This is a genomic window from Blautia sp. MSJ-19, assembly GCF_018918125.1.
Taxonomy (GTDB): domain Bacteria; phylum Bacillota; class Clostridia; order Lachnospirales; family Lachnospiraceae; genus Blautia_A.
Genome location: NZ_JAHLQA010000041.1, coordinates 26,605 through 39,613, shown reverse-complemented (window position 1 = coordinate 39,613; position 13,009 = coordinate 26,605). Strand labels below are relative to the sequence as shown.

The 13,009-nt window shown below is 44.5% G+C and carries 14 protein-coding genes; all 14 read right to left on the bottom strand.

Annotated features, from left to right (window positions below; translation table 11 throughout):
- Nucleotides 1-177 precede the first annotated feature (177 nt).
- Nucleotides 178-2,244, bottom strand: coding sequence for a lysine--tRNA ligase (gene lysS / locus KQI91_RS13860; RefSeq protein WP_216393354.1), 2,067 nt, complete (start codon nucleotides 2,242-2,244; stop codon nucleotides 178-180).
- A 31-nt stretch (nucleotides 2,245-2,275) separates the two neighbouring features.
- Nucleotides 2,276-2,758, bottom strand: coding sequence for a transcription elongation factor GreA (gene greA / locus KQI91_RS13855; RefSeq protein WP_216393353.1), 483 nt, complete (start codon nucleotides 2,756-2,758; stop codon nucleotides 2,276-2,278).
- 243 nt (nucleotides 2,759-3,001) lie between these two features.
- Complete coding sequence (gene dusB / locus KQI91_RS13850) at nucleotides 3,002-3,961, bottom strand: tRNA dihydrouridine synthase DusB (RefSeq protein ID WP_334300698.1); 960 nt, start codon at nucleotides 3,959-3,961, stop codon at nucleotides 3,002-3,004.
- Nucleotides 3,962-3,982: 21 nt separating this feature from the next.
- The gene (locus KQI91_RS13845; RefSeq protein WP_216393352.1) at nucleotides 3,983-4,345 is read right to left on the bottom strand and encodes a DUF6145 family protein; all 363 of its coding nucleotides are present in this window, start codon (nucleotides 4,343-4,345) and stop codon (nucleotides 3,983-3,985) included.
- 97 nt (nucleotides 4,346-4,442) lie between these two features.
- Nucleotides 4,443-5,249: a biotin--[acetyl-CoA-carboxylase] ligase gene (locus KQI91_RS13840; protein WP_216393351.1), complete on the bottom strand. Its 807-nt coding sequence runs from the start codon at nucleotides 5,247-5,249 to the stop codon at nucleotides 4,443-4,445.
- The gene (gene argF / locus KQI91_RS13835) at nucleotides 5,246-6,247 is read right to left on the bottom strand and encodes an ornithine carbamoyltransferase (protein ID WP_022387805.1); all 1,002 of its coding nucleotides are present in this window, start codon (nucleotides 6,245-6,247) and stop codon (nucleotides 5,246-5,248) included. Before argF ends, KQI91_RS13840 begins: the two co-directional genes overlap by 4 nt.
- Before the next feature lie 53 nt (nucleotides 6,248-6,300).
- Complete coding sequence (locus KQI91_RS13830) at nucleotides 6,301-7,242, bottom strand: SPFH domain-containing protein (RefSeq protein WP_216393350.1); 942 nt, start codon at nucleotides 7,240-7,242, stop codon at nucleotides 6,301-6,303.
- Nucleotide 7,243: 1 nt separating this feature from the next.
- The gene (locus tag KQI91_RS13825; RefSeq protein ID WP_216393349.1) at nucleotides 7,244-7,684 is read right to left on the bottom strand and encodes an NfeD family protein; all 441 of its coding nucleotides are present in this window, start codon (nucleotides 7,682-7,684) and stop codon (nucleotides 7,244-7,246) included.
- A 1-nt stretch (nucleotide 7,685) separates the two neighbouring features.
- Nucleotides 7,686-8,462, bottom strand: coding sequence for a TrmH family RNA methyltransferase (locus KQI91_RS13820; protein ID WP_216393348.1), 777 nt, complete (start codon nucleotides 8,460-8,462; stop codon nucleotides 7,686-7,688).
- 69 nt (nucleotides 8,463-8,531) lie between these two features.
- The gene (pfkA, locus tag KQI91_RS13815) at nucleotides 8,532-9,521 is read right to left on the bottom strand and encodes a 6-phosphofructokinase (RefSeq protein WP_005421513.1); all 990 of its coding nucleotides are present in this window, start codon (nucleotides 9,519-9,521) and stop codon (nucleotides 8,532-8,534) included.
- Between the two features lie 280 nt (nucleotides 9,522-9,801).
- Nucleotides 9,802-10,494, bottom strand: coding sequence for an MgtC/SapB family protein (locus KQI91_RS13810; protein ID WP_216393347.1), 693 nt, complete (start codon nucleotides 10,492-10,494; stop codon nucleotides 9,802-9,804).
- Between the two features lie 17 nt (nucleotides 10,495-10,511).
- Complete coding sequence (locus tag KQI91_RS13805) at nucleotides 10,512-11,216, bottom strand: MgtC/SapB family protein (RefSeq protein ID WP_253288616.1); 705 nt, start codon at nucleotides 11,214-11,216, stop codon at nucleotides 10,512-10,514.
- Nucleotides 11,217-11,245: 29 nt separating this feature from the next.
- A complete protein-coding gene (locus KQI91_RS13800) occupies nucleotides 11,246-12,160 on the bottom strand; it encodes an alpha/beta hydrolase (protein ID WP_216393346.1) in 915 nt (304 codons plus the stop codon).
- A 6-nt stretch (nucleotides 12,161-12,166) separates the two neighbouring features.
- Complete coding sequence (locus KQI91_RS13795; RefSeq protein ID WP_216393345.1) at nucleotides 12,167-13,000, bottom strand: carbohydrate ABC transporter permease; 834 nt, start codon at nucleotides 12,998-13,000, stop codon at nucleotides 12,167-12,169.
- Nucleotides 13,001-13,009: the final 9 nt, after the last annotated feature.

Below are 13,009 nucleotides of genomic sequence, written 5' to 3'. Positions count from 1 at the left end.
AAACTGTTCGTTAAAATAAAACTATCCCGCACAAGCTGCAAGCATAAAAGCCTTGTACTTGCCGGGATAATTTTATTTGGAGCTGATGTTGTTAAAAATCATTATTAACCGACAGCCCCTTTGTCTATAATCTGAGGGGCTGGAATTCAATCCAGCCCCTCTATATATTCTCTTATCTTAGTACAGCTTCGCCCCAGCCGGGATATGGTTATCAACCATGATCAGATGAAGTTCTTCATCCTCGGAATCCTTAAGGTTATTTACTGCACTGAGCAACATACCACAGGATTCGATTCCCATCATTTTACGTGGCGGCAGGTTTGTGATGGCGATCAAGGTTTTGCCTACCAGTTCTTCTGGCTCGTAGTAAGCGTGGATTCCGGAAAGGATAGTACGGTCTGTGCCTGTTCCATCATCCAGAGTGAACTGAAGGAGCTTCTTGCTCTTCGGAACTGCAACACACTCTTTAACCTTCACTGCACGGAAGTCAGATTTGCTGAATGTATCGAAATCAACATCTTCTTCAAACAGTGGCTCAACCTTTACATTGGAGAAGTTGATCTTCTCATTTGGTGTGAAGAATCCGTTGTTGTCGTTTGCCTGAGCTTCTTCTGTGGAAGTGCTGTTTTCTGACTTCGCAGAATTCTTATCAGAATCCAGTGACTTCATTGTTGGGAACAGAAGTACGTCTCTGATTGCCTGGCTGTCTGTCAGGAGCATAACCAGACGGTCGATTCCGTATCCGATACCACCTGTAGGCGGCATACCGATCTCCAGTGCGTTCAGGAAGTCTTCATCTGTATGGTTTGCTTCCTCATCACCGGCATCAGCAAGAGCATCCTGGGCTTTGAAACGCTCTCTCTGATCGATCGGGTCGTTCAGCTCGGAGTATGCGTTACACATTTCCCATGTATTGATGAAAAGTTCGAAACGCTCTACCTTATTCGGATCAGAAGGTTTCTTCTTGGTCAGCGGAGAAATCTCGATCGGGTGATCCATGATGAATGTCGGCTGGATCAGCTCTTTCTCACAGTATTCTTCGAAGAAGAGGTTGATGATATCACCTTTCTTATGGCGCTCCTCATATTCAATATGATGCTCAGCAGCAAGTTTCTTGGCTGCTTCATCATCTGCTACTTCGTCAAAGTCGATTCCTGCATATTTCTTAATCGCATCATTCATGGTCAGACGTTCAAACGGCTTACCAAGGTCGATCTCGATACCATTGTAGGAAATCTTTGTGGAACCACAAACCTTCTCAGCCAGGTAACGGAACATGGACTCTGTCAGTTCCATCATTCCCTCATAATCTGTATATGCCTGATAAAGCTCCATCAGAGTGAATTCCGGGTTGTGACGGGTATCAACGCCCTCATTACGGAATACACGGCCGATCTCATAAACTCTCTCAAGACCACCAACGATCAGTCTCTTGAGGTAGAGTTCCAGAGAAATACGAAGCTTAACATCTTCGTTCAGTGCATTGTAATGTGTTTCAAACGGTCTTGCAGCGGCACCACCTGCGTTGGAAACCAGCATTGGTGTCTCAACTTCCATGAAGTCGCGTCCTGCAAGGAAGTTACGGATCTCTTTCAGGATCTGGGAACGTTTGATAAATACATTCTTGCTGTCCTGATTCATGATAAGGTCTACATATCTCTGACGATAACGGGTATCTGTATCTGTCAGTCCGTGGAATTTCTCCGGAAGAATCTGTAAACTCTTGGATAACATTGTCATTTTTTCTGCATGGATAGAGATCTCACCGGTTCTTGTTCTGAAAGCAAAACCTTCCAGTCCGAAGATATCACCGATATCAGATTTCTTGAAATCTGCATAGGATTCTTCTCCGATCGCATCTCTTGCCACATAGACCTGAATATTTCCCTGCAGGTCCTGGATATTACAGAAAGAAGCTTTACCCATGACACGCTTGAACATCATACGGCCCGCGATTGCTACATGGATCGGGTTCGCATCCATGATCTCTCTTCTTTCTTCATAGTCCTTTTTGAGGACTTCTCTTGCCTGTACTTCATCAAGACCTTCTACATCCGGAGTTTTGTGGTCTTTCAGAATCTCTGCTTCATGTGCTTCATAGAGATTCTTTACCTCAAGTGAGTGATGTGTCTGGTCAAATTTTGTGATCTGAAATGGGTCCTTGCCATTTGCCTGCAGGTCTGCAAGCTTTTCACGACGAACCTTCAGCAGCTGATTTGTATCCTGCTTCTTCTGCTCTGCCACTTCGTTGGCCTCCTTCTGTTCTTTAACTTAATTAAACGTTTCTCTGGATTTCCAGAACTTTGTATTTCATGATTCCCATCGGCATTTCTACTTCAACAACATCACCTGTGTGTGCACCGATCAGGGCTTTTCCTACAGGAGATTCATTGGAAATCTTGCCTTCCAGGCTGTTAGCCTCTGTAGAACCAACGATCTTTAATTCCATATCTTCTTCGAATTCAAAGTCATGTACTTTAACTTTACATCCAACGCTGATCTTATCCAGATCCACTTCGTCTTCTACAACAACTTCCGCATTCTTAAGGATCTTCTCGATCTCTTCAATTCTTGCTTCAATATCTCTCTGCTCATCTTTTGCTGCATCGTATTCAGCGTTCTCAGAAAGGTCTCCCTGCTCTCTTGCTTCTTTGATCTTTCCTGCAACTTCTTTTCTTTTGACAACTTTTAAATCATGCAGTTCGTCTTCCAGTTTCTTAAGACCTGCATATGTTAATAAATTCTTCTTTTCTTCCATAATCCTTACACCCTTTCAAAATAGGCGGATATTCTGCCATAAACTCCGGCCAAATATCTCGCGGGATAGTACCTGTAAACAGTTTCCCCAAAACATCATACCTCAAAACGGGCAGACTTATTCTAGGATATTCACAATTCCTGTATTATACCCAAATCTATATACCTTGTCAAGAACTAAAAAAGCCGGAATTCCGCAATAAATCACGAAAAACCAGCTTTTGTAATTTCTTTATAACACTCTTTACAAAGTTCGGTCCAGTAACTTCTCCAGTTCCTCATAACTGCTGACCAGATTGGAATCTCTGCGCAGCCCCGCACTGTGTTTCATTCCGGAAGTATACCATGCGATATGCTTACGCATTTCACGGATTCCGGTAAATTCACCCTTCAATTCGATCTGCATTCTGGCATGACGGAGGATCATTTCACGAATCTCTTCCCAGGACGGGCGAGAAAGCAGCTCTCCTGTTGTGAAATAATGATTCATCTCACGGAAGATCCATGGATTTCCCCTCACCGCACGCCCGATCATAATGCCATCACAACCTGTCTCACGCACCAGAGCCCCGGCTTTTTTCGGCGAATCCACATCACCGTTTCCAATGACAGGAATCGACACTGATTCTTTGATCTTGCGAATCGTATCCCAGTCTGCTTCTCCCGCATAATACTGCTGTCTTGTTCTTCCATGGACTGCTATTGCGGCAGCACCGGAATCCTCAATAATCTTTGCAATCTCCACAGCATCTACCGGATATCCCTCAAAACCAATACGAATCTTCGCTGTGACTGGTTTCTTCACTGCATGCGAAACCTTTGTCACAATTTCCCGAATCAACTCGGGATTTTTCAATAAAGCAGAACCTTCCCCATTATTGACTACCTTCGGAACCGGACAGCCCATATTAATATCCAGAATATCAAACGGCTGCTCCTCAATGCTCTTCGCCACTTCTGCCATCAGATCCGGTTCACTGCCAAAAATCTGCATGGAAACCGGATGCTCTGCCGGATCGATCTGCATAAGAGAAATTGTATTCTTATTATGGAAGGAAATCGCTTTTGCACTGACCATTTCAGTACACAAAAGCCCCGCTCCCTGTTCTTTGCACAGAATACGGAAAGGAAGATCTGTAACACCTGCCATCGGAGCCAGAATAAAGGGATTGTCCATCTCCACAGACCCGATTTTCCATTTCATGTTCATAAGTACTCCCATAGATCAGCTTTCCTTACCAATCATCTCACCATCATCTTCAATGGTTTCTCCAAGGAAAAATACCCGATAATACATTTCCAGTGACTGCAGAAGTTCTCTCTTTTCTGTCTGCAATTTTTTGATTCTGAGAACACTTCCGATTTCATCATACATGGCATCTGCATCCAGTGCTTCTGTCTTGAACTGCAGATTTCCATCCTCGTCAAATTCCAGCGTCAGGATTCCACCGATCTCTTCTGTATAAAGCACACACATAATATGCAGTTCCTGTTTGATTGATTCCGGAAGAGAATCAAAATCCTGGTTGAAATAGTATTTCTGCTCATAGGCACTTGCACCGCAGAGCACAACATTTTCCTGATACATATAAACCATAACTCCCTATATTATATTTGCTCAGATAGTTACTGTTCACTCCGTTCACAGCAACCTATACTTTATTCATCACACATTCAAGTTGAAATCAGATATAACTGTACAGACCTCGCACAGAAACCTCTCCGGAACACACTTTACGAATCTCTCCGCTTTCCACACGTACAAGCAATGCACCATCCCTGTCAATTTCCAGGGCAACACCCTCATACGGGTTGAGCTTGTCCAGCACACGTACCGGCTGACTCTTATTTGCAAGCAGCATATTGTAATCATCCAGCATCATGGAGAGATCACAGGTCTGGATAAATTTCTCATAATTGATTTCAAATTTATCCATAACCAGCCCGATCAGACGGTTTCTGTCGTATTTTTTACCTGTTTCCAGATACAGAGAAGTCGCTTTATCTTTGAGGTCATCCTGAATCTCTTCCAGATTCACATTGATTCCAAGACCAATTACTACTTCACGTATCTTTCCGTCCTGAAGTCCCATCTCTGTCAGGATTCCGCAGATCTTTTTGTGGGAAACGACCACATCATTCGGCCATTTGATAGAAACTTCTACTCCAAGTTCATGGACTGCCTGAGCCACACTCAGTCCCATAACAAGGGTCAGCATGGATGCATACTGCGGCTCAAACTCCGGCCTTAGAAGAATAGACATCATGATCGAGCTGCCTTCCGGCGCGATCCACTTGCGTCCCAGTCTTCCTTTGCCGGCAGACTGAAATTCTGCAACAGCCAGTGTTCCGTGCTCTGCATTTTCTTTGGACATGCGTTTGCACCACTCATTCGTGGAATCTGTTTCTTTTGCAAAATGGACGGTTTTGCCCGCCCATTTTGTATGTATCTCATTTGAAATTGTTTCTTTTGAATATACAGTATTTATCATTTGTTCTCCGGCTCTCCAAGAGTAGCAACCATAACAGCCTTGATCGTATGCATACGGTTCTCAGCTTCATCAAATACATGAGACTGTGCAGATTCAAAGACTTCATCTGTAACTTCCATGTCTGTCAGGTTGAAGCGTTCTCCCATTTCCTTGCCGATCTTTGTCTTGAGGTCATGGAATGCTGGCAGGCAGTGAAGGAAGATTGCCTTTTCTCCTGCGTTTTTCATAACATCAGCAGTTACTTTGTATGGTGTCAGATCTTTGATACGTTCTTCCCATACTTCATCCGGTTCACCCATGGATACCCATACATCTGTATAGATAACATCTGCGTCCTTTGTTCCTGTCTGCACATCTTCTGTCAGAGTGACACTTCCGCCGGAAGCCTCTGCGTAAGTTTTGCACAGATCAACCAGTTCCTGATTCGGGAAATATTTCTTTGTTGTGCAGGCTACAAAATGCATACCAAGTTTGGAGCATGCGATCATCAGTGAGTTACCCATGTTGTAACGGGCATCACCCATGTATACCAGACGACGGCCTTTGAGATCTCCGAAATGTTCACGGATGGTCAGCATATCTGCCAGCATCTGTGTCGGATGATATTCGTTTGTCAGACCATTCCATACCGGAACACCTGCATATTTAGCCAGTTCCTCAACGATATCCTGTCCAAATCCTCTGTATTCGATTCCTTCATACATTCTTCCAAGAACTCTTGCAGTATCTGCAATACTTTCTTTTTTACCGATCTGGGAACCGGTCGGATCCAGATATGTACTGCCCATTCCAAGATCATGAGCAGCTACTTCAAATGCACAACGTGTTCTGGTACTTGTTTTTTCGAAGATCAGGGCAATGTTTTTGCCTTTGTAATATTCATGAAGCTCTCCTGCTTTTTTCTTTGCTTTTAATTCAGCGGCAAGATCGATCATGTATGTGATCTCTTCTGGTGTAAAATCTTTCAGTGTAAGAAAATTGCGTCCTTTTAAGTTCATAACAGTTACTCCTCTTTCTCGTGTTTCTTTATATCATAATTTTTTATGAAAGATCATTCTTCAGTTTTCTTCTCATCCGTAACAATCTCTTTCAGAGATGATGCAAGACCTGCCAGTCCCTGGATCTCGGACGGGATAATGATCTTGGTTGCCTTACCGTCTGCCGCCTTGCCAAACGCTTCCAGGCTCTTCAGTGTAAGAACTGCCTGATCCGCACCGGCTTCGCGGATCATTCGGATACCCTCCGCATTCGCATGCTGTACCTTAAGAACTGCCTCAGCCTGACCTTCTGCCTCTTTGATCATACGCTCTTTCTGAGCCTCAGCCTTGAGGATCGCAGCCTGTTTCTCAGCTTCCGCATCAAGGATTGCAGATTCTTTCTTACCTTCTGCAACAAGGATCGTAGATTTCTTCTCACCTTCTGCACGAAGGATTGCTTCACGTCTCTCACGTTCTGCTTTCATCTGTTTCTCCATGGCTTCCTGAATCGCAGCCGGAGGAATGATGTTCTTTAATTCCACACGGTTTACTTTGATTCCCCATGGGTCTGTTGCCACATCCAGAGATGCACGCATTTTGGTATTGATGACTTCACGGGATGTCAGTGTCTCGTCGAGTTCCATATCACCGATGATATTTCTAAGGGTTGTTGCTGACAGATTTTCGATTGCCATGATCGGATTTTCCACACCATATGCAAAAAGCTTCGGATCTGTGATCTGGAAAAATACAACGGTATCGATCTGCATCGTTACGTTATCCTTTGTGATAACCGGCTGCGGTGGAAAATCCACAACCTGCTCTTTCAGGTTGACTCTGCGTGCCACACGGTCAATAAATGGTGTTTTGAAATGAATACCTGTGTTCCATGTTTCTTTGTACGCACCAAGACGTTCTACAACGATCGCATAGGCCTGCGGTACGATACGGATGCAGGATGCCAGGATCCAGAGTACAAGTACGATAAGTACTACAAAGATAATAATTCCTGCCATGTTACTTACCCTCCTTTTCTTGTTTTACAATCAGTTTTACTCCCTGAACAGCTTCAATCGTTACGACTGTCTGTTCCGGGATCGTTACTTCATCAGAAGATGTTCTTGCCATCCACTCAATGTCATTGATACGGACCTGCCCGGTCTGTTCCAGATTATTGATCTGCTGAATCACAACAGCCTTTTCCCCGATCAGGCTGTTCACATTTGTCTTTGGCACTCCTTTATTCATATATCGGACCGCCAGAGGCCTTGTAAAGATCAGAAGTATCAGCGAAATAACCAGAAACAGAATCCACTGCATGAGTACACCGGCTCCCAGACCAGACGCAATCGCTGCGATCAGCGCACCACCTGCAAACCAGATCGTAGTAAGCCCCACTGTGATCGCCTCGATCACAAGAAGAACAGCCAGCACGATCAGCCACATGATCGGTTCCATCCTATCCCCTCCTCTGCCTTGCCGCCTCATACATCAGTATGCCGGCAGCCATAGCTGCATTAAGGGATTCCACCTGACCACACATCGGAATTCTGATCAGACAATCTGCTGCTTCTGCGGCCTGATCTGTCAGACCCTTTCCTTCGTTTCCGACCAGAAAAGCAGTTCCGTCTTTATAGGATTCCCTGTCATAAAAATTTTTACCCTGTAAATGTGCGGCAAAAAAGCGGATTCCTCTGTTTTGAAGTTTCTGTTTTAATGATACCACATCTTCCACGTAGAAAAAAGGAATTCTGTAAACAGATCCCATCGTTGCACGAATCACCTTCGGATTCGTGATATCTACACAGGTTTTTGTCAGAAAAACGCCACTGACACCAGCCCCCTCACCGGTGCGGATGATCGTACCGGCATTTCCGGGATCCTGTAAATCCTCCAGAACCATCAGAAGCGGTTTTTCCTCCCTCAGAAGATCTTCCAGCTTATAAGAAGGCTGTCTGAGTACCGTGAGGATTCCCTGCGGTGTCTGTGTATCACACATCTGTCTGAACACACCATTCTCAACCGCATCCCAGGAAAATCTTCGTACTTTTGCCATCACTTCTTCGTCTTCCAGCATGGACTCTGCCACATAAATCTTCTCGATCCAGTTATCCGGAGCTTCGAGAAACATCTTTCTGCCTTCTGCAATAAAAAGACCCTGTTCTCGTCTTGCCTTTGCCTTCTGATTCAATTTTATGATGTTTTTTACCTGTGTATTCTGCGCACTGGAAATCATACAGTTACTCCTCTAATCCAGAACGGAGGCCGCCTGACGGTGGCCTCCGCTGTTATAAGCATTTGATTTTTATTTTTTGTAGTTATGAGAAAGTGAGTTACATACCTCCCACATGTATGGAGATACATCTTTCTGCATAGCAAGTGCTTCATTAATATCAAAGTCCATAAATTCACCATGACGGTATCCAACAACTCGACAGGATTTGCCCTGCACAAGAAGATCTACTGCAAGTGCACCCATCATAGATGCATATACACGGTCTTTACATGTCGGGTTACCACCACGCTGCATGTGACCAAGGATCGTAGCACGTGTCTCAATACCTGTAGCTGCTTCGATACGTCTTGCCATAGCCTCTGAATGACCGATACCCTCTGCATTTACGATGATATGGTGTTTCTTTCCGGCTTTACGGCTTGCAATAATGTTGTTGATCAGTTTCTGCTCATCATAGTCATATTTTTCAGGAATCAGGACATCCTCTGCTCCGTTGGCAATACCGCACCACATAGCAAGGTATCCTGCATTACGTCCCATAACTTCGATAATACTGCATCTTTCGTGAGATGTGGAAGTATCACGAACTTTATCGATTGCCTCCATTGCTGTATTTACAGCTGTATCAAATCCAATTGTATACTCTGTGCAGGCAATATCCAGATCGATCGTACCTGGAACACCGATTGTGTTGATTCCAAGATTTGCCAGTTTCTGCGCACCGGCAAAAGAACCGTCTCCACCGATTACTACCAGTCCGTCGATTCCGTGTTTCTTACAGATTTCTGCACCACGCTGCTGTCCTTCCGGTGTACGGAATTCTGCACATCTTGCTGTATAAAGGATTGTACCGCCTCGTTCGATTGTATCAGATACATCTCTGGCAGTCATATCAACGATTTCTTCATTAAGAAGACCGTTGTATCCCTTGTAAATACCTTTTACATTCAGTCCGCTGCTCAGTCCTCGTCTTACAACAGCACGGATCGCAGCGTTCATTCCCGGAGCGTCACCGCCACTTGTAAGTACACCGATGGTTTTTATCTGTTTCTCTGCCATGATTCATTCCTCCATCTCCAGTTCCCGTCTTATAGCTTGCATATAATAGGAAACCTTGTTATCGTTCTACACATATTCGTTGTATAGTGTAAAGCATTTTCAGAAGTTTTTCAATACTCTTTCAAAAAGTTCATTCACTTTTTACAGTGCTAAAACATTATGTTTACCGCACTTTTTCCACATTCACCCAAATAAAAAACAGTCGCCCGGCTTTGATATGATATCTCTCAAAGTTCCGGAACGACTATCCGTATCTGCTTCTTATCTTTTTATGCTCTTTTCACAATTTTTCTACGAGATTAACACCTTCGATATCCATAAGCATTTTTTCAAGCAGCTGCTCCGAACATCCCTTATTGATTCGCAGTGCAAACATTGCATAAAATCCATTTTCTCCGTTCTCGGATGCTTTGGCAACTTCAATATCCAGAACCTTCACATTATTCGCCCGATACACCTGCAGTACTGGTTTCAGACATCTGCGCTCTGCATACTCCATATACACATTGATCTCCGGCGAATACTTCTGTACATAATGCCCGACTTTGGTAAAAATACTTTCCGCCAGAAAAATTCCCACGCTTGCGTAAACTGCCCCTTCATAAAACCCGGCTCCGACCGCCAGACCCACGATTGCCACAGTCCACAGTCCGGAAGCAGTAGTCAGCCCTTTCACCCGCTGACGTTTTGTCACAATGATCGTTCCGGCACCAATAAAACCAATCCCGGAGATCACCTGCGCCCCAAGCCTTGAGATATCCGTCGTATAATTCATGATCAACGACAGATACTGACTGGTCAGCGTTGTCATAGATGCCCCAAGGCAGATCAGTATATGTGTACGGAATCCTGCCGGCCGGTGCTTATATTCTCTTTCAATTCCGATGATTCCGCCGCATATACAGGCCAGTACCATACGAAAAGCGACAGAATAAAGAGTGATCGCCCTCAGGGGATCCAGCATTTTCAGCATTTATCGTCCTCCTGCATTCAGATTACCGTTATCGTGCTTACACTGTCCAGTTCATAAAGCATCGCAACCACCTGTGAGTGCGGCTGTTTTTCGGGCAGTTTTATTGAAAAAGCAGCCTGAAATCTGCCCTTTGTATTCTTATTTCCCCGTTCAATATCAATGCCATAGATCTTCCAGTTCTGGGATTTCATGTAGTTTGCAATCGTCCGTACATCTTCTACCGACTGAAAGCCAATATACAAATTCATATAAGACGAATTTTCTGAAATTCGATTTTCCCAAAAAGGCAATACATGAATGCACAAAAAAATCAATACGATTCCCACAGCCACGCATTCATAAAATCCGACACCTATCGCCAGCCCCATGCACGCAGATGCCCAGAGTGCTGCTGCGGTAGTCAGTCCTTTTACTTCCTGACGATCTGTGACCAGAATCGTTCCTGTAGCAATAAAACCAATTCCATTGATCACCTGAGCGCCAAGTCTTGACACATCCACACTTCCGCTGCCCGCAGTACAGATCAGATAATATTCATACTGTCCGAGCAGCATTGTCAGTGTACTTCCGAGACAAACCAGCATATAAGTACGAAACCCCGCTGACTGGTGCTTTTTTGCCCTTTCCAGTCCGATTATGCCCCCACAGAATAATGCAAGGCACAGTCGGAGAAGAATCGTTCCGATTCCAAATTGTTCAGCCCACAATATAGCTGTATTCAATGCTTATTCCCTCATATATATCCCTGATATTACCCGTAAACACTAAGATAAAAGTCCGTCATTTCTCTGTTTGCCGTCTGACTGTCCCTGTATGCCGGATACAGCACATTAAATACATGTCCCAAATCTTTGCTTTCCATGGATTCCCATTCCCGGTACACATGCTTTATCTCTTCTTGCTCCATCAGATCATGCAGTGCCTTCGACTGACAGTAATATTTCTGGTCACCTTTTGTTGTCAGGATGTAAATCTGCGGAAGCTCTTTGCAGCCCGCCAGAATGTCTGCATAATCCGAACAGTTCCACAAAGAGGACTGCTCCGGTTCTCCCCCATAAAGCACCTGCATCCACTCTCTTGTCATTTCATCCTGAGATTTTGCCATTTCATGCAGACATACGACCGGACAGGTCAGTCCCAGAGCTTTTATCGGTTTCTTCAAAGAAGAAATCCCATAAGCCCTGCGATATGTTTCATTCGCTGCTGCCGCACAGACCAGAAATGCCAGCTGTGCACCCGCAGAATCACCGGTTACAGATACCTGTTCGCTGTTTCCGCCATACTGATGAATATGCTCAAATACCCATTGCAGTGCAGCTGTCACATCCTGTACCTGTCCTTTCAGATCCGTCACCGGGCACAGTCTGTAATTGATATCACAGACTACAAATCCCAGTTTCGCAAGTTCCATACAGTAATATTCATTCAATTCTTTGTTTCCGTATACCCAGCCGCCGCCATGGACATCTACGATCACCGGTAAAGTTCCCTCTGCCTTCTCCGGAAAAAAGATATCCATAAGCTCCATACGGCCATTTTCTTTAAGGTATACAATGTCCCGTCTTGCAAGCACACCGGACGGCGGACACTGCTCCGCTTTTCTCTCCGCATCCTTCGGTCCATGATCCTTCCAGCTTTCAAAAAACAAATCCCTGATCAACGACATTCCACGTCACCCTTTCACACCTGATGACATAATGCCATCCATAAAATATTCCTGACAGATTGCATAGATCACCAGCATCGGAAGTACTGCAAGCACACCTGCCGCCATCAGAAGCTGATACTGTGAACCGTCTGAATTATTCAATGTAGCAATCGCAACGGACAATACTCGCATTTTATCTGTACTTGTTGCGATCAATGGCCACAGCAGGTCATTCCAGGACCACAGCAGATTCAATACTGTAATTGCGATCAGTCCGTTTCGGATCAGTGGCAGGTCAACCCGCCAGAAGATTTCGAAGAAAGAACATCCATCCAGCTTTGCAGCTTCATCCAGTTCTTTCGGAACTGAAACAAAAAACTGCCGCAGCATGAACATTGTATACACACTGAATATATTCGGAACTACGATACCTGCCAGTGTGTCGACCCAGCCAAGTTTTGTGATCATCATATATTTCGGGATCATCGTCATCTGCGGTGGAACCATATAAACGACCAGAAGCAATGCAAAAATTACATTTTTTCCGGGAAATTCCATCCTTGCAAAAGCATACGCCGCCAAAGATGCGATCAATGTCATGGCTATAAGTGTCGTTGCAGTAACCAGAATCGTGTTCCTGTAATATCGCAGGAAATCCAGCTGTTTTAATACTTCGACATAATTATCGAGGTTCCACTCTGCCGGAAACCACTGAATAGGCAGTTTGACTGTCTCACGATATGTTTTAAATGAAGTCAGAACCATCCACAGGAATGGGATAATCATGAACACCGCACCGACTGCCAGTATGATATATGCTAATAAAGCCGATCTTTTCTGTCTCTTTTTGATACTCATTTGGCACTC

Bases quoted from the DNA above. Each gene is read 5' to 3' on its own strand.
- dusB (WP_334300698.1), bottom strand. From the start codon at position 3,961: ATGAAATGGAAAATCGGGTCTGTGGAGATGGACAATCCCTTTATTCTG.
- KQI91_RS13820 (WP_216393348.1), bottom strand. From the start codon at position 8,462: ATGATTTCCAGTGCGCAGAATACACAGGTAAAAAACATCATAAAATTG.
- greA (WP_216393353.1), bottom strand. From the start codon at position 2,758: ATGGAAGAAAAGAAGAATTTATTAACATATGCAGGTCTTAAGAAACTG.
- KQI91_RS13830 (WP_216393350.1), bottom strand. From the start codon at position 7,242: ATGGCAGGAATTATTATCTTTGTAGTACTTATCGTACTTGTACTCTGG.
- KQI91_RS13810 (WP_216393347.1), bottom strand. From the start codon at position 10,494: ATGCTGAAAATGCTGGATCCCCTGAGGGCGATCACTCTTTATTCTGTC.
- KQI91_RS13825 (WP_216393349.1), bottom strand. From the start codon at position 7,684: ATGGAACCGATCATGTGGCTGATCGTGCTGGCTGTTCTTCTTGTGATC.
- KQI91_RS13845 (WP_216393352.1), bottom strand. From the start codon at position 4,345: ATGTATCAGGAAAATGTTGTGCTCTGCGGTGCAAGTGCCTATGAGCAG.
- argF (WP_022387805.1), bottom strand. From the start codon at position 6,247: ATGAACTTAAAAGGACGCAATTTTCTTACACTGAAAGATTTTACACCA.
- KQI91_RS13800 (WP_216393346.1), bottom strand. From the start codon at position 12,160: ATGTCGTTGATCAGGGATTTGTTTTTTGAAAGCTGGAAGGATCATGGA.
- KQI91_RS13795 (WP_216393345.1), bottom strand. From the start codon at position 13,000: ATGAGTATCAAAAAGAGACAGAAAAGATCGGCTTTATTAGCATATATC.
- pfkA (WP_005421513.1), bottom strand. From the start codon at position 9,521: ATGGCAGAGAAACAGATAAAAACCATCGGTGTACTTACAAGTGGCGGT.
- KQI91_RS13840 (WP_216393351.1), bottom strand. From the start codon at position 5,249: ATGATAAATACTGTATATTCAAAAGAAACAATTTCAAATGAGATACAT.